Origin of the sequence: Microbacterium marmarense (genome assembly GCF_037204165.1) — a bacterium.
GTDB classification, from domain to species: Bacteria; Actinomycetota; Actinomycetes; order Actinomycetales; family Microbacteriaceae; genus Microbacterium; species Microbacterium marmarense.
Genome location: NZ_JBBDGL010000004.1, coordinates 114,857 through 131,306 on the forward strand (window position 1 = coordinate 114,857; position 16,450 = coordinate 131,306).

The 16,450-nt window shown below is 62.5% G+C and carries 12 protein-coding genes; all 12 read right to left on the reverse strand.

Annotated features, from left to right (window positions below; translation table 11 throughout):
- Positions 1–45 precede the first annotated feature (45 nt).
- Positions 46–1,548 (reverse strand): APC family permease, encoded by a 1,503-nt coding sequence (locus WDU96_RS12180; protein ID WP_337338792.1) that lies wholly within the window; start codon positions 1,546–1,548, stop codon positions 46–48.
- A 9-nt stretch (positions 1,549–1,557) separates the two neighbouring features.
- Entirely contained in the window at positions 1,558–4,461 is a 2,904-nt protein-coding gene (locus WDU96_RS12185) for an FtsK/SpoIIIE domain-containing protein (RefSeq protein WP_337338793.1), read from the reverse strand.
- Positions 4,462–4,618: 157 nt separating this feature from the next.
- Positions 4,619–5,410 carry a PP2C family protein-serine/threonine phosphatase gene (locus tag WDU96_RS12190; protein ID WP_337338794.1) on the reverse strand — a complete coding sequence of 264 codons (792 nt, stop codon included), beginning with the start codon at positions 5,408–5,410 and terminating at the stop codon, positions 4,619–4,621.
- 54 nt (positions 5,411–5,464) lie between these two features.
- Positions 5,465–7,498 carry an ABC transporter ATP-binding protein gene (locus WDU96_RS12195; RefSeq protein WP_337338795.1) on the reverse strand — a complete coding sequence of 678 codons (2,034 nt, stop codon included), beginning with the start codon at positions 7,496–7,498 and terminating at the stop codon, positions 5,465–5,467.
- The gene (locus WDU96_RS12200; protein ID WP_337338796.1) at positions 7,495–9,228 is read right to left on the reverse strand and encodes an ABC transporter ATP-binding protein; all 1,734 of its coding nucleotides are present in this window, start codon (positions 9,226–9,228) and stop codon (positions 7,495–7,497) included. Before WDU96_RS12200 ends, WDU96_RS12195 begins: the two co-directional genes overlap by 4 nt.
- Before the next feature lie 140 nt (positions 9,229–9,368).
- Complete coding sequence (locus WDU96_RS12205; protein WP_337338797.1) at positions 9,369–10,361, reverse strand: aldo/keto reductase; 993 nt, start codon at positions 10,359–10,361, stop codon at positions 9,369–9,371.
- A 71-nt stretch (positions 10,362–10,432) separates the two neighbouring features.
- Complete coding sequence (locus WDU96_RS12210; protein ID WP_337338798.1) at positions 10,433–11,179, reverse strand: large exoprotein; 747 nt, start codon at positions 11,177–11,179, stop codon at positions 10,433–10,435.
- A 131-nt stretch (positions 11,180–11,310) separates the two neighbouring features.
- Positions 11,311–12,060 (reverse strand): YaaA family protein, encoded by a 750-nt coding sequence (locus tag WDU96_RS12215; protein ID WP_337338799.1) that lies wholly within the window; start codon positions 12,058–12,060, stop codon positions 11,311–11,313.
- A gap of 68 nt (positions 12,061–12,128) precedes the next feature.
- Positions 12,129–12,389 (reverse strand): F0F1 ATP synthase subunit epsilon, encoded by a 261-nt coding sequence (locus tag WDU96_RS12220; protein WP_337338926.1) that lies wholly within the window; start codon positions 12,387–12,389, stop codon positions 12,129–12,131.
- Position 12,390: 1 nt separating this feature from the next.
- On the reverse strand, positions 12,391–13,839 hold the full coding sequence (gene atpD / locus WDU96_RS12225; RefSeq protein ID WP_337338800.1) for a F0F1 ATP synthase subunit beta: 1,449 nt from the start codon (positions 13,837–13,839) through the stop codon (positions 12,391–12,393).
- Between the two features lie 21 nt (positions 13,840–13,860).
- Entirely contained in the window at positions 13,861–14,757 is an 897-nt protein-coding gene (locus WDU96_RS12230) for a F0F1 ATP synthase subunit gamma (RefSeq protein WP_337338801.1), read from the reverse strand.
- 20 nt (positions 14,758–14,777) lie between these two features.
- A complete protein-coding gene (gene atpA, locus WDU96_RS12235) occupies positions 14,778–16,415 on the reverse strand; it encodes a F0F1 ATP synthase subunit alpha (RefSeq protein WP_337338802.1) in 1,638 nt (545 codons plus the stop codon).
- Positions 16,416–16,450 lie beyond the last annotated feature (35 nt).

The following is a 16,450-nucleotide window of genomic DNA, read 5'->3' on the forward strand; positions in this document are numbered from 1 at the left end:
CGCCCCCAGGAGGAGCCGGCGCCGGCTCTTCCAAGCCGATCGCCTTTACTCGGGCACGAGCACCTCGGTGTCTGCGTTGAGGCTCTCGCCCCGGAAGAATGGCTTGGAGTGGGAGAACATGAACCACACCAGCATGAGCACGACGCCGAAGGCAAGCGAGCCGACACCGAGAACGAAGGTTCCTCCTACCCCGAAGAGCACGGTGTAGCCGTAATCGACATCGAACATATCGATCGCGGATTGCACGAACGCCAGCGTGAGCATCAACGCGCCGAGTAGCGGCAGCAAACCCTTGTAGACGAGATTGCGACCGGAACGGAAGAGTTCTCGCCGGAAGAACCACACGCTGGCGTAGCCGGTGATCGCGTAGTAGAAAGCGATTGCGAGGCCGAGCGAGAGGATCGAGTCTTGCAAGATGTTGTCGCTGATCAGCGTCATGCCGATGTAGTAGAGGCTCGCGACGATGCCCATCACGAGAGTCGAGAATGAGGGGGTCTTGTAGCGCGGGTGCACCGTCATGAACCGCTTCGGCAACGCCCGGTAGGCGGCCATCGACAGGGTGCCCCGTGCGGTTGGAAGGATGGTCGTCTGGGTTGAAGAAACAGCAGAGATCATGACAGCAACCAGCAGCACCCACCCGAAGGGACCCAAGAGTCCGTCTTTGACCGCGAGGAAGAAGTCATCAGCGATCGCTTCGTTTCCCAGGCCGGTGGCATCATCACCGAGGCCCGCGTACATCATGGCTGCGACGGTCACCCCCACATACGTGAACAGCAGAATGACCGTGGTCAGAAGCGCCGCGCGTCCCGGGATGCGCTTGGGGTCTTTGGTCTCTTCGTTGAGGGCGAGACAGGTGTCCCAGCCCCAGTAGATGAATAGCGCGAGCAACACAGCCTCGGTAAATGCGCTCCAGTCGGTGAAGCCCAGCGGGTTGAACCACTCCCAGCTGAACGGGGTCGGGTTGGGCGCCGACCCGTCGAAGTACTGCCACAGGGCCGCAATCACGAAGATCGCCAGAGCCAGGTACTGGATGCCGAGCAAGATGTTCTGAATGCGCTCGCCGATCTCGACCCCTCGCCAGCTCACCCACGTCATCGATGCGATGAAGACCACCCCGGTCGCGGTGACGAGCGGCGCGTTGTCTGCCAAGGAGCCGTCGCCGAAGAGCGACCAGAAGTAGATGCCCGCGATCTGCGCGAGGTTCGCGAGAACGACCATTCCCGCAACGGCAACACCCCAGCCGCCCATCCAGCCCACCCACGGGCCGAACGCTTTCGTTCCCCAGGTGAACGTTGTTCCGCAGTCTGGCACGGCGTTGTTCAGCTCACGGTATGCGAATGCGATGAACAGCATCGGAATGAATGCGAGCACAAACGCGATCGGCGCTTGAGCGCCCACTGCCAGCACGACCCAGCCCAGCGTCGCCGCCAGCGAATACACGGGCGCCGTCGACGCGAGACCGATGACAGTCGACCCCCACAAACCGAGCGTGCCGGTTGCAAGACCTTTGCCCTGCGGGTGATCAAGTTCGATTGGGGATGTAGCCACAACCTGACGTTATGGGTGTGGTGGTCGCGGGTCAATAGTCGGCAGAACGATTCGCTCAGGATCACCGCCTGACGCCGTCAACCAGGCACGTCCGCGGCCCGGTTCGATGTAGGGCGGAAGCGATCGCCACCCGGTCAGCAGACGAAACTCTGCGGAGCACGAAGCATCGATGACAAGATCATGATCGCCCCGGATCTGTGACAGCATGCGCCAGTGCCGTTGCCATTCGTCGGGTTCTCCGGCAACAATGACGCAGGCATCGGCGGTGACTTCGGGGTGCGCGACGTAGTCGTCGAGCGAGACCACTCGAACTCCACCTGACTGCCAGCGTGAGATGGCATTGCGAGCGGCAGGCGAGCGGCGCGCAACGTAGCCGGTCAGGTTGACTCCTGGCATCCATTCTTGTCTCGGTGGCGCGGTCGGGGCAGGGTCGGGCTCGGGGACTGTCGCTATTTGAACCATCACGCCGTCGATGCGGCCACGTCCTGCCGGGGCATCGGGCGCGTAGTGCTCGGGTGATCCGCCGGCCGCCAGATGCTCTGCCCGCGACGGCAGCGCGAGCAGAATGCGCCGAGGAAAGAGTTCAGCAATTCGGGTCACCGATCCAACCAGCCGCTGCGCAGACGCGACGACCAGAACCCCGCGCACGCCAGCCGTGCGCACGAGGTCTTCGACGCACTCGAGCGCGGCATGCGCGTACTCGGCACCGAACCGCGTGGGAACCATGTCGAGGTCGTCAATGACGATTACCGTGCCGGGTTCAATGCGCCCCTCAGCAAGAGTGACCAGCGCATCCCATGCGCGCTCTGGATCGCTCGGAACTCGAACCAGCCGACCCTCAGCTTGGGCGGCGATCACCTCGAGGGTGTTCGTTTTGCCGCTTCCTGCGCCCCCGATCACGAGAATGGCTCTATCTGTCACATCGAGCGTCATGGGGCGTTGACGCTGCCGTTCAGGCTCGTCGAGCAGACCGAGCGCTATTGCTGCGCTCTCGCCACCAGGCACCAGTTCTTTCAGGGTGAGCTGAGTGGGAAGCGCGGGAAGCCATGGACGCCGTGGAAGCGTCGCTGTGGCATCACGCGCCAGCGCGACATCGCTCGGCTGCGAAAGCGCGATTCTCACCTTGCAAGGGCGGGAGTCAGACGCGCGACGGATGAGGGCAATTCCTCGGCCCTCAACGCCGCCGGGCAGCATGGCGGCGTCTTCGACGCCGATGAGTGCGCGGCTGTCCGCTCCGTCCGTAACTCTCAAGCTGATACGCAGCGGGCAATTGGCAAGCAGGCTGTCGCGCACCACTCCAGCCGCACGCTGCGTGCCCAAGATGAGGTGCATCCCAAGAGCACGGCCGCGTGCGGCGACATCGGTGAACACTGCATGCAACTCTGGGTGGTCCCCCAGCAGCGCAGCGAACTCGTCGACCACCACCACCAGCCGTGGCAGGGCCACGCGCGGGTCGAGAATGTCGCGCGCGCCCACACTCGCGATCGCCGCCTCGCGCCAGCGCACCTCTGCGCGCAGGCTTTGAATGGCCCGTCTGGCCCCTGCGCCATCGAGGTCGGTGATGACGCCCGTGACGTGTGGCACGCCCTTGAGGCAGTCAAACGCGGTGCCGCCTTTGAAGTCGGCGAGGAGGAAGTTGACTTCCGTCGTCGAACGGCTGGAGCACAGGGCGACTATCCACGTGATGAGCAGTTCGCTCTTGCCCGAACCTGTCACCCCCGCCACCACCGCATGTGGACCGTCCGAGACCAGATCGACGACAGCCGCTTCGCCAGCATTCGCGCCGATCGAGACAGCCAAGCCACTCGAGGTCACGGCCGGCGACAGGGTCGGGAGCTCCCGCAAGAACAGCGGTGTCTCGTCTCTCGAAAAACCCCATGCGCCGGCAGCGCGGCGATTGAGCATGCTGGCAATCGTTTTCGCCTGCTCCAGAGCAATGCCCTCTGCCTCTATTGCGAACCGCTCCCCTGCGAGGTCGAGATGTGCGCGGGAGAGCGTCTCCAGCTCGAGCACTGCGGCGCACCGCGGTGGAAGTGGCTCACCTGCCAGTGAGCGCGCCAGCACGATCTCTGCTTCGACAGGTGGCTGCTCGCCAGGGCCGATGAGCGCAAGCGCCATACCCGCCGTCGACCTGCGGTGAGGCAACTCTGCTGCCCACTCGAGATCTCCTCGCAGCGGTCCCACGATGCGCAGCTCACCCGGCGGCAGGGCCGCGCACAGCTGAATGGCCCACGCGCGCTGTACCGCGCTGGCGAGCACGGGTGGCCCAACGGCCACTGCGCCACCACTTGCTCTCACAACGAGAGGTGCTTGCGGGATCCACGCCGCTTCGGTGCGCAGCCGCGTGGAGAGCGGGTCTCCGTCTCCGCCGGTGACGCGCAGACCACTCGGCACACTGGCCGCGCCCAGCACGAGCGCATCGTCTCGCCCCGACGCTGCCCGCCAGATTTCAGCGTCGCGTCGCATCAGCAGCGCAACATCGGGGTGGCGCGCCCAGAGCTTCGCACGTTCGCGAGACTGCCACTTGGCGATGGTGTCGGCCACACGTTCGCGTTGCTGTGCGGCATCCGCTTCTGCCTGGCGGCGCCCGCGACGCGCTGCGCGCTTGCCATCGATCATCGACCCGACAGCGATCAGCGGGCCGAGCAGTGCGAACCACAGCATCATCGGAGATCCCGTGACCAGCCAGAGCACAACGGCGCCCATCAGCGGGACGACAGACGCCACCACCGGGATCGGCGGTCGCGCAGGTGCCGTCCACTTCGCAGGCAGCCTCAGCGCGTCTTCGTCGATGGCCTCGTGTCCCGCGGGTGCGTGAGGCAGCTCCTCGGGAGCTTCGCTCGACGAAGGCACCCCCCGAGAAAGGTGACGGGGCACGCGAGCGATCGGTTCGGCGAGGAAGGTGTGTGGCACTCCTCGAGTTCAGCGTACAAAGCCGTACACCACCGGGAGCACAAGCGTCATGTGCTGGTGTGCACTGTGCGAGCGCCTGGGGAGGAGTCGTTGCGCTCAGTCGTCGAGCCGGACGTCGGCTCAGTCGTTGCGCTCAGTCGTTGAGCCGAACGTCGGCTCAGTCGTCGCTGGCAGCTCGAGAGCGCTCGTCTGCGACGTCGAGCACGATGACTGTCACGTTGTCGCGCCCGCCGTTCTCGAGAGCAGCGGCGAGCATCGCGCGGACCGCGTCGGCGGGGTCAGCGTTCTCTTCGAGAAAGTGTCGAATTCCGTAGTCGGTGAGTTCTTTGGTCAGACCGTCGGAACAGATGACGAAGCGGTCACCATCGATGACATCGAGGCGAACATAGTCGGGAGTCGCACCCTCAGTCGGACCTACCGCTCGCGTGATGACGTTGCCATATGGATGGTTCTCGGCTTCTTCGGGGCTGAGCCGCCCGGCCGCGATCAGTTCTTGAACGACCGAGTGATCAGTGGTGATCTGCACGATGGCGCCATCGCGAAGCACGTAGACACGCGAATCACCGATGTTCATCGTCACCCAGTGGGGCTCGCTGCCGCTGGTATCGAGATAGACGCCGGTGAGCGTTGTTCCCGTTCCCTCATCGGTGGTCTCAGGGTGCGAAGCGATGTCCTTCACAGCGAGTGCAAGCGCCTTGTCGATGACCTTGGGCGTGATCTTCGCGCCCGTTGCGATAGCTTGCATGCGGGCGACTGTGCTCGCGCTGGCGATCTCGCCCCCAATGTGGCCGCCCATGCCGTCGGCCACGATGAAAAGCGGATACTCAGCGAAGAACGCGTCTTGATTGATCTCGCGACGACGGCCGGTATCGGTGACGCCAGCCCAGTTCAACTTCACCTGGCCATCAGGAGTGCTCACCGTCGCAGAATGGGCGGATACCTCGGGCACGCCGTGTCCTCCCAATAGACTCTCTCACTCCAGACCATTCAGCCTGCCGTGTCATCACATACTAGTAGCTGAACGGTTCAGACCATCATCGCCATCCCCCGGCGGCGCGTCGATCGCGCCGGTGACCACTGCGACCGCGCCGGTTTCGGGTTCTTCTTCCATAGGTGCTTCGAACTGTGCGTTGTAGAGGTTCCAGTACGCACCGCGCGCGCGCAGCAGCTGATCGTGGCTACCCTGCTCGACAATCGCGCCTTCTTCCATGACCAAGATGAGATCAGCATCACGGATGGTCGAGAGCCGATGCGCGATCACGAACGCGGTGCGGTCAGCGCGAAGCCGTGACATCGCACGTTGGATGAGCAGTTCAGTGCGGGTGTCGACAGAGCTGGTCGCTTCGTCGAGAATCAAGATGCGCGGATCCGCCAGGAACGCGCGCGCGATCGTAATCAGCTGCCGCTCGCCCACGCTGAGGTTGGTCGCATCGTCGTCCAGCACGGTGTCGTAGCCATCTGGCAATGCGTGCACGAATCGGTCAACGTACGCCGCGGTCGCTGCTTGCACAATGTCAGCTTCTGACGCCCCCGGCCGACCGTAGGCGATGTTCTCGCGGATCGTGCCCGAGAACAGCCACGTGTCTTGCAGCACCATACCGGTGCGGGCACGCAGATCATCGCGCGTCATCGTCTGAATGTCGACGCCGTCAAGACTGATGCGTCCGCTGTCGGCATCGTAGAAACGCATGATGAGGTTCACCAGCGTAGTTTTCCCGGCTCCAGTCGGGCCGACGATCGCTACCGTGCTTCCCGGCTCTGCTTTCAGGTTCAGCCCCTCGATCAGCGGTTTGTCCGCCGAGTACCGGAACGAAACATTCGCGAACTCAAGGTGGCTCGCGTCAGCAGGCGCAGTCTTGGCGGGATCAGCATCCATCGTCTGCTCAGGCTCGTCGAGAAGCTCGAACACTCGCTCTGCGCTCGCTACACCCGACTGCAACAGGTTTGCCATCGAGCCGAGTTGGCTGAGCGGCTGCGTGAACTGACGTGAGTACTGAATGAACGCCTGAACGTCACCGATTGAGATGATTCCGGCTGCCACCTGAAGCCCGCCTACGACGGCGATCGCGACGTACACGAGGTTTCCGATGAACATCATCGCGGGCATGATGATGCCAGAAATGAACTGTGCGCCGAAGCTGGCCCGGTAGAGCTCTTCGTTCTCTTCTCTAAACGCCGCCTCAGCTTCTTTTTGGTGGCCGAAGACCTTGACGATCGCGTGCCCTGAATAGGTCTCTTCGACCCGCGCGTTCAACACTCCGGTGCTCTTCCACTGTGCGACGAACAGCTTCTGGGAGCGACGGGCGACGAGCACCGTGATGACGATCGTCAACGGAATGGTCACGAGCGCGATCACCGCCAATAGCGGGGAGATGATGAACATCATCACGAGTACGCCCACGACCGTGAGCAGTGAGATCACGACTTGCGACACCGTCTGCTGCATGGTCTGGCCGATGTTGTCGACGTCGTTGGTGACGCGACTCAAGAGGTCGCCGCGCTGCACACGATCGAAGTAAGACAGCGGCAAGCGCTGCACCTTGTCTTCGACCTGCAGGCGCAGGCGGTGCATGGCCCGTTGCACGATGCCGTTGAGCATGCGTGCCTGCAGCCACCCGAACAGGGCCGAGAACAGATAGATCGCCAAAACGACCACGAGAATGCCGGCGAGCTTGTCGAAGTCGATGCCCGCGCCCGGGGTGAAATCCATCGCCGAGAGCATGTCAGCCTGCTCTTGCTGCCCAGAGGCGACGAGGCCCGCTACCACTTGCTCCTGGGTAGCGTCGGCAGGTACCTGAAGTGAGACGAAGCCCGCGAAGACAACGTTGGTGCCCTCGCCGAGCAGTTTCGGTCCGAGCACCGACAGTCCTACCGACAGCACGGCGAAGATCAGCACCACAATCAGCCGCGGCTTGTCTGGGCGCAACGTGCCGAGCAGACGCTTCGCGCTCGGGCCGAAATTCTGAGCCTTCACTACCGGTGCGGTGTTTCCGCCCGGCCCGCGAGGACCGGGCCCTGGACGTGACGGGCCGCTCATGCTGCTGCCTCCGCTGCCAACTGAGATTCCACGATCTCTCGATACGTCTCACATGTGTCTACGAGCTCATCGTGTTTGCCTATTCCGACCATGCGGCCGTGATCGAGCACCACGATCTGGTCGGCTTGCTGCACCGTCGAGACCCGCTGCGCGACCACCAGTCGGGTGGCAGCCGGCAGCTTGTCGTCGAGGGCTCGTCTAAGCGCTGCGTCGGTGCGAAGGTCAAGAGCCGAAAAGGAGTCATCGAAGATGTAGATCGGCGGGTTCTTCACGAGTGCGCGCGCAATCGCCAAGCGCTGCCGCTGTCCACCGGACACGTTGGATCCGCCCTGGGCGATCGGAGCCTGCAGTCCCTCAGCCAGCGCTTCAACGAACACACGGCCCTGCGCGATATCGAGTGCTCGCCACAGCTCGTCGTCGGTCGCGTCGGGGTCGCCATAGCGAAGGTTGTCAGCGATCGTGCCCGTGAAGAGGAACGCGCGCTGCTGCACCAGGCCGACGCGCCGCCACAGCTCGTCGGGGTCGTAGGCGCGAACGTCGAGACCGTCAACAGTGACCGAGCCCGCAGTCGCGTCAAACAGACGAGGCACAAGTCCAATCAGCGTGGTCTTACCCGCGCCGGTTGATCCGATAATGGCTGTCGTCGTGCCAGGTTCCACCGTGAAGGTGAGTCCTTTGAGCACCGCGTCTTCGGCGCCTGGGTAAGAGAAATCCACATTCTCGAACTGCACACGGCCTGACGCGCTTGGAGGTGTGGATGCTGACGCTGGCGCTGCCACCGAGGGCACAGTGTCGAGCACCTCGCCGATGCGCGCAGCGCTCACCGCTGCACGGGGGATCATCACAAACATGAAGGTCGCCATCATGACGCCCATGAGAATCTGCATCAGGTAGGTGAGAAAAGCGAACAGCGTGCCGATCTCGACGCCGCTGTTTTGCACTTGGTAAGCACCGAACCAGATCACGGCGACGCTCGAGAGATTCATCACGAGCATGACGGCCGGGAACATGAGCGCCATCAGGTTGCCCGCTCGCAGCGCGGTGTCTTTCACATCGTCACTGGCCGTGGCGAAGCGCACCCGCTCTTCGCGTTCACGCACGAACGCTCGCACCACTCGCATGCCGGTGAGCTGCTCACGCATGATCTGGTTGACCCGGTCAATGCGCTTCTGCATCTGGGTGAAGGCAGGCACCATCCGCCACACGATGAGACTGACGATCACTAAAAGAACAGGAATCGACACCACCATCAGCCAGGAGAGCCCGGCGTCTTGGCGCACAGCCATAATCACGCCGCCAATGGCCAGCATCGGTGCAGAAATCATCAGGGTCGCAGAAACCTGCACGAGCATCTGCACCTGGTACACGTCGTTGGTGTTCCGAGTGATCAAAGAAGGCGGACCGAACTGCCCCACTTCGCGCTGTGAGAAGGCGACAACGCGGTGAAAGAGGTCGTTGCGAAGATCGCGGCCGATGCCCATCGCCAATCGCGACCCGAAATAGACCGCGACAATGGCGCAAATGATCTGCACGAAACTGATCGCCAGCATCACGCCGCCGGTCGACCAGATGTATGGGATGTCGCCCACGACGACACCGTTGTCGATGATGTCGGCATTGAGCGTCGGCAACAGCAGCGAAGCAATCGACTGCGCAAGCTGGAAGATCACCACAGCGACGATCAACAGCCAGGCGGGACGCAGATAGCGTCCGAGAAGTTTGCCGAGCACGACGGTCCTTTCTAGAGCGTGATCTCAACCCGCTCGCGCGACACACACCCACAGGTACGCTACGCCCGAAACTGAGCATGCGGCGACTCGGGACGTACGCCGTGGGCGATATCTCGCGCCAATATCTGGCGCCAAGAACCCTACGTTTTCGCGCCCGGGTCCTCCGGCAATGGGAACAACGCATCGATCGCCTCGAGCTGGTCGCTTGTCGGCGTCCATGCGGTAGCGGCCGCGGCGTTCGCGCGCACTTGTTCGGGACTGGTGGCGCCGGCGATCACGCTGGAAATCGCCGGTTGTGCCAGCATCCACCCGTATGTCGCCTCGAGCATCGTGATGCCCCATTCATCACACAGCGCTTGATACTGCTCGAGGGCGTCCCAGGGAGCGTCTTGCCAGATGTGAGGACGTTGCCTCGCGATGCGCGAATCCTCTGGCGCGTGGTCGCGGCTGAACTTGCCTGTCAGCAACCCGTTGTGCAGCGGGAAATAAGGAAACAGTCCCACTTCAAAGCGGGCAGCAGCGGGAATCACTTCGCGCTCGGCCGCACGTGCAAGCAGACTGTAGTGGTTCTGCGCCGACACGAACGGAACGCTCGACCGCTGCAGCGCTGCATAGTGCGCTTCGGCGATCTGCCAACCTGACAAATTGGAGTGGCCGATGTAGCGAACCTTGCCCTCACGCACCAGATCACTCAGAGCGTCGAGTGTCTCTTCAACGGGCGTCTCAAGGTCGGGCGTGTGAAGCTGGAAGAGATCGATCCAATCCGTTTGCAACCGTGACAACGACCCGTCAATGGCCCGTCGAATGTAGCTGCGCGAGGCTTTAGCGCCCGAGGGCGGATAGCCCATGTCGCGGCCGAAATGGCCGAACTTGGTGGCCAACGTGACTTCGTCGCGTCGCCCCTTCAACGCCTGCCCCATCAACGACTCCGAAAGTCCAGGGTCTTTGCCGTACATATCGGCGGTATCGAGAAAGGTCACCCCAGCGTCTATCGCTGCGAAAAGCACATCACGGGTGCCTTCCAGCGACTCTGATCGAGTGCCTGGGCGCCCAAAGTTGTTGCAGCCGAGACCAACAGCCGAGACCTGAAGACCGGAGGCGCCGACACGGCGCAGGGGAACTGAGTTGCTCATGCCTCCACGCTATCTCTCCCCCACGACAGCTGAAGCCCCTCACCGCGTGGCGAGGGGCTTCAGCTAAGGTGTCAGGCCTTGGGCGGTTCAGGCGCCGCGGGCGGCTCAGTCGCTGCCGGTGGCTCCGGAGCTGCTGCCGGCGGAGGTGTCGGAGCTGCGGGCGGCGGTGTCGGTGCCGCTGCGGGAGGAGCGGCAGGTGCTGCCGGCGGCTGGTAGACCGGGGGCGCCGCGGGCGGGGTGTTGCCAGCTGCGGGCGGGTATGCGCCAGGAGTGGTCGTCGGGTTGGGCGGGAAGCCACCGGCGGGAACCTGGCTGGGCACTGCATCCCACACGGTCTTGTCAGAGAGGAACCCGTTGCTCGCCCACGGTGCTGCGGGAATCGCGGTGTTCCAGCGCGACTTGTCGAACGCGTTGATGCCGTACCAGACGATGCTCAGGAAGAAGTAGAGAATCAGCCAAACTGCCTCTTTCTGCAGCTTGAGTCCCACCCGCCAAGCGGCGAGCAGCGTGACCAAGAACGCTGCAAGGCCGAAGAGCTGGCCGATTACGGGGATCCAGCTCAAGAAGATCGCGGCACCGGCAGCGATCAGGATCAACCATGGACTCAGGTCGCCCAGCTTGCTGAAGATCATGGTGTTGTACACGGGCACCCATGCACGCCACTTGCCCTTCACCCCGGCCTTTTCGAAGATCTTCATCAGGAAGATTGAGAAGATGATGTAGCCGGCAAGGGCGAGGATCAGCAGAAACGGGATAAGGACCAGGTAGAACGCCAGCAGTCCGCTGGCGTCGTCGTAGTCGTAATAAGTGGTGTTCACGGTGAAGCGCTCCCCCATGGATTGTTCGAGCCCGAAGCCCAATACGAATCAGACCCTTTCGGCCCGCGTGCTACATGCTAGCGACTCACGTTCCTCGCCAACAAGCATTCCTGAAGAATGACGTTCCGGTATCAGACGATCAGGAGCACCTCGGTGTCATTGGTCACCCGCATGTTCACGCCCTCCGACGATGCCCAGCGCAAGAGTCCGGTCAACGTAGAAACCCGCGGGCGCGAGGTAGCCAACAAGCGAACAAGCGCACCCTTTGCATGCTTGTTGAAGTGATTCAGCGCGCGAACTTCTCCTTCGCCGCTATCGCTCACGACGCGAACGTACACCGACGGAACCGTCGCAGGCACGGGCCCTAGCGCCACGTATGCCTCAGACCGCATGTCAAGCACCAGACGCGGCGACGCCTCGTGGAGAGCTGCCGAGACGGCATCGGCCCACACTCGCTTGAGAGAAGGCAGTCCTGGCAGTGACGCGCTGGCGCCCAGTCGATAGGAGGGGATCTTCTCAAGAGCGCCGACGAGACCGAAAGGAGCGCACTGAATACGAACGTGAGAACTGAGCCATCGTCGTGCCGCACCATCTAGCGAGACAGCATCGAGCGCATCGAAGAGCACGCCGGTGTACCGATCGGCGGCCGGCATCGTTGGCGACTCTCGCAGCGTGGCGTTGACTTCAATCTCACCGATCTGCTTCGGTCCCAGCTTCAGAACCCGCGTCGCGCTGAGGGGATCGTCAGAGAGTGCAACGAGCGATCGCACCACCGCCTCGCGTTGCGGAGTAAGCGATGAGTACGACATCTGAGCAAGATCGAGCGGTTGCGCGAACCCGCCTGAGCGCTTCGTTTCAGAGGGCGGTAACAGGACCAGCATGCAGAGTATTCTCCTGAGACGCAGAACGGCCAGCCCGCAGGGGCTGGCCGTTCTGAAATGACTGATCGCTAGGAGATCAACGCTGCGTTGCCGGCGACGATGGTGAGCTCGTTGCCTTCCATCGACACGAAGCCATCCTGAGCATTGGCGATGATCTTCTCGCCAGACAGCTGTGTGATGCGCACCTGTCCCTCGGCGAGGATCGCCAGCATCGGCTCGTGACCCGGCATGAGGCCGATCTCGCCGACGACCGTCTTGGCGACGACGAGCGAAGCTTCTCCGGTCCAGACCTCTGCGTCAGCGGAGACCAGGCTTACGTGGAGCGGCATCTCAGCCATTCTCCTTCTGGATCTTCGCCCACTGCTCTTCCACGTCAGAGATACCGCCGACGTTGAAGAACGCCTGCTCCGCTACGTGGTCGAAGTCGCCCTTGACGATCGCGTCGAAGGACTCGATGGTCTCCTTGATCGGAACCGTGGAGCCCTCGACACCCGTGAACTTCTTAGCCATGTAGGTGTTCTGCGACAAGAACTGCTGGATGCGACGCGCGCGCGAGACAACGATCTTGTCTTCTTCAGAGAGCTCATCGACACCGAGGATCGCGATGATCTCCTGGAGCTCCTTGTTCTTCTGCAGAATCTGCTTGACAGCGGTAGCCACGCGGTAGTGGTCAGCACCGATGTAGCGCGGGTCCAAGATGCGGCTGGTCGAGGTGAGCGGGTCGACGGCCGGGTAAAGACCCTTCGATGCGATCTCTCGCGAGAGCTCAGTTGTCGCGTCGAGGTGAGCGAATGTGGTCGCAGGAGCTGGGTCGGTGTAGTCATCGGCGGGCACGTAGATCGCCTGCAGCGAGGTGATCGAGTGACCACGAGTCGACGTGATGCGCTCCTGGAGCACACCCATCTCGTCCGCAAGGTTCGGCTGGTAGCCCACCGCAGAAGGCATACGACCCAAGAGTGTCGAAACCTCAGACCCGGCCTGGGTGAAGCGGAAGATGTTGTCGATGAACAACAGCACGTCCTGCTTCTGAACGTCACGGAAGTACTCAGCCATGGTGAGCGCCGACAGCGCAACGCGAAGACGCGTTCCCGGCGGCTCGTCCATCTGACCGAACACAAGGGCGGTCTTCTCGAAGACGCCGGCTTCTTCCATTTCAAAGATGAGGTCGTTACCTTCACGGGTACGCTCACCGACACCAGCGAACACCGACACACCACCGTGGTCCTGTGCGACGCGCTGGATCATCTCCTGGATGAGCACCGTCTTTCCAACACCAGCACCGCCGAACAGACCGATCTTTCCACCGAGCACGTACGGCGTCAGAAGGTCGATGACCTTGATGCCGGTCTCGAACATCTCGGTCTTCGACTCGAGCTGGTCGAAGCTCGGCGCCTTGCGGTGGATGCCCCAGCGCTCGGTGATCTCGATCTTCTCGTCGGGGGCTGCGTTGAGCACCTCGCCGATCACGTTGAACACCTTGCCCTTGGTGACGTCTCCAACGGGCACTGTGATGGGGCCGCCGGTGTCGCGCACTTCCTGGCCGCGAACGACGCCATCGGTGGGCTTCAGCGAGATGGCGCGCACGAGGTCATCACCGAGGTGCTGTGCAACTTCGAGCGTGATCTCGTTCGACTCACCATCAATCGTGATGGTGGTCTTGAGCGCGTTGTAGATCTCGGGGATCGAGTCGTGCGGGAACTCGATGTCGACGACGGGTCCGGTCACGCGGGCAACACGCCCGACGCCCGTTGACACGGTCTTCTCTTCGGTGAGGCTCATGGCTTCTTCTCTTTCGTCTTTCTACTTGCCCGATGCCAGAGCGTCGGCGCCGCCGACGATTTCGGCGATCTGCTGCGTGATCTCGGCCTGACGCGCGTTGTTGCGCAGGCGGGTGTAGTCGGTGATGAGCTTGTCGGCGTTATCTGAGGCTGACTTCATCGCCTTCTGAGTTGCCGCATGCTTTGCTGCGGACGACTGCAGAAGAGCGTTGAAGACACGACTCTGGATGTACACCGGCAAGAGTGCGTCTAGAACGGTTTCGGCTTCCGGCTCGAACTCGTAGAGCGGGTACACCTGTGCAGTTTCCTGCTCGTCTGATTCGACAACTTCGAGTGGCAGCAACCGAACTGTCTCGGGTGACTGCGTCATCATGCTGACAAAGCGGTTGTAGACGAGGTTGATCTCATCGACGCCACCGTCAGCACCACCGCGATCGTAGGAGTCGAGCAGAACCGCTGCGATCTCCTCCGCTGTGGAGAAGTGGGGGGTGTCAGTGTCGCCCGTCCATTCGGCCGCGCTTGCAATGCGGCGGAATTGGAAGTAGCCGACAGCCTTGCGACCCACGAGGTAGAACACCGGCTCTTTGCCCTGCGAGCGAAGCAGCTCAGCGAGCTGCAATCCCTCTCGCAGAATCTGCGAGTTGAACGCGCCCGCGAGCCCACGGTCCGACGTGAAAATCACGACGGCAGAACGCAGGATCGTCTCGCGTTCGTGGGTGAGCGGGTGATCGGTGTTCGAATGCGTCGCCACGGCAGAAACGGCCCGCGTCACTGCTCGCGCAAAAGGTGATGATGCGCGCACGCGCGTCATCGCCTTCTGAATGCGCGAAGCAGCAATCAGCTCCATCGCCTTCGTGATCTTCTTGGTCGTCTGAGCAGAAGTGATCTTCTGCTTGTAGACCCGGAGTTGTGCGCCCATTGTCTCTGTCCGGTGTCGCCTTAGCGGCGACCCTTGACGATCTTCTCCTGGTTCACGTCATCCGCCTCAGCCGCCGCGACCTCTTCGTGGCCGGGCTTCGAGATTGCCTGGCCCTTACCGGCCTGGAACTCGAGGATGAACTCATCGGTCTTTGCGCTCAGCGTCGCCACGGTTTCGTCGTCAAGGACGTTCGACTCACGAAGCGAGTCGAGCACCGAGGTGTTGCGGCGTAGGTAGTCAAGCAGTTCACGCTCGAAGTCGAGGACGTCCTCAACCTCGATCGTGTCGAGCTTGCCGTTCGTGCCAGCCCAGATCGAAACAACCTGCTCCTCGACCGGGTATGGCGAGTACTGCGGCTGCTTGAGCAGCTCCGTCAAGCGGGCGCCGCGAGCAAGCTGACGGCGCGAAGCTGCGTCGAGGTCGGAAGCGAACATTGCGAACGCTTCGAGCGAGCGGTACTGCGCGAGCTCGAGCTTGAGCGTTCCCGAAACCTTCTTGATCGACTTCACCTGGGCGTCACCACCAACACGCGACACCGAGATACCCACGTCGACGGCGGGACGCTGGTTGGCGTTGAAGAGGTCGGACTGCAGGAAGATCTGACCGTCGGTGATCGAGATCACGTTCGTCGGAATGTAGGCCGACACGTCGTTGGCCTTCGTCTCGATGATCGGCAAGCCCGTCATCGAACCCGCGCCGAGCTCGTCGGAGAGCTTTGCGCAACGCTCAAGCAGACGGGAGTGAAGGTAGAACACGTCACCCGGGTATGCTTCGCGGCCCGGCGGACGGCGCAGCAGCAGCGATACTGCACGGTAGGCCTCGGCCTGCTTCGACAGGTCATCGAAGATGATGAGGACGTGCTTGCCCTCATACATCCAGTGCTGTCCAATGGCCGAGCCAGTGTAGGGAGCCAGGTACTTGAAGCCGGCAGGGTCAGACGCGGGAGCGGCGACGATGGTGGTGTACTCCATCGCACCGGCGTCTTCGAGCGCGCCCTTCACCGAAGCGATGGTCGAGCCCTTCTGACCGATAGCGACATAGATGCAGCGCACCTGCTTGTTGGTGTCGCCAGAGTCCCAGTTGGCCTTCTGGTTGATGATCGTGTCAATCGCGATCGCCGTCTTGCCTGTCTGGCGGTCACCGATGATCAGCTGACGCTGGCCGCGGCCGATCGGGATCATGGCGTCGATTGCCTTGATGCCGGTCTGCATGGGCTCGTGCACGCTCTTACGCTGCATCACACCAGGAGCCTGGAGTTCGAGCGCACGACGGCCGTTCGTCGCGATCTCACCGAGACCGTCAATGGCGTTTCCGAGCGGGTCGACAACGCGGCCGAGGTAGCCATCGCCGACAGCTACAGAGAGAACCTCGCCGGTGCGCGTGACCTGCTGGCCGGCTTCAACGCCGGAGAAGTCGCCGAGCACGACGACACCGATCTCATCCTGGTCGAGGTTGAGGGCCAGGCCCTCGGTGCCATCGGCAAAACGAACGAGTTCGTTTGCCATTACGCCGGGGAGACCCTCGACGTGAGCGATGCCATCTGCAGTGTCGATGACGGTGCCGACCTCGGTAGCCGCAGCGCCGGTGGGCTCGTAGGCGGCTACGAAGTCTTTCAGCGCGTCACGGATGACGTCGGGGCTGATTGAGATTTCTGCCATTGTCTTCCCTTTGTAATCAATATTTCTCGGTGGGG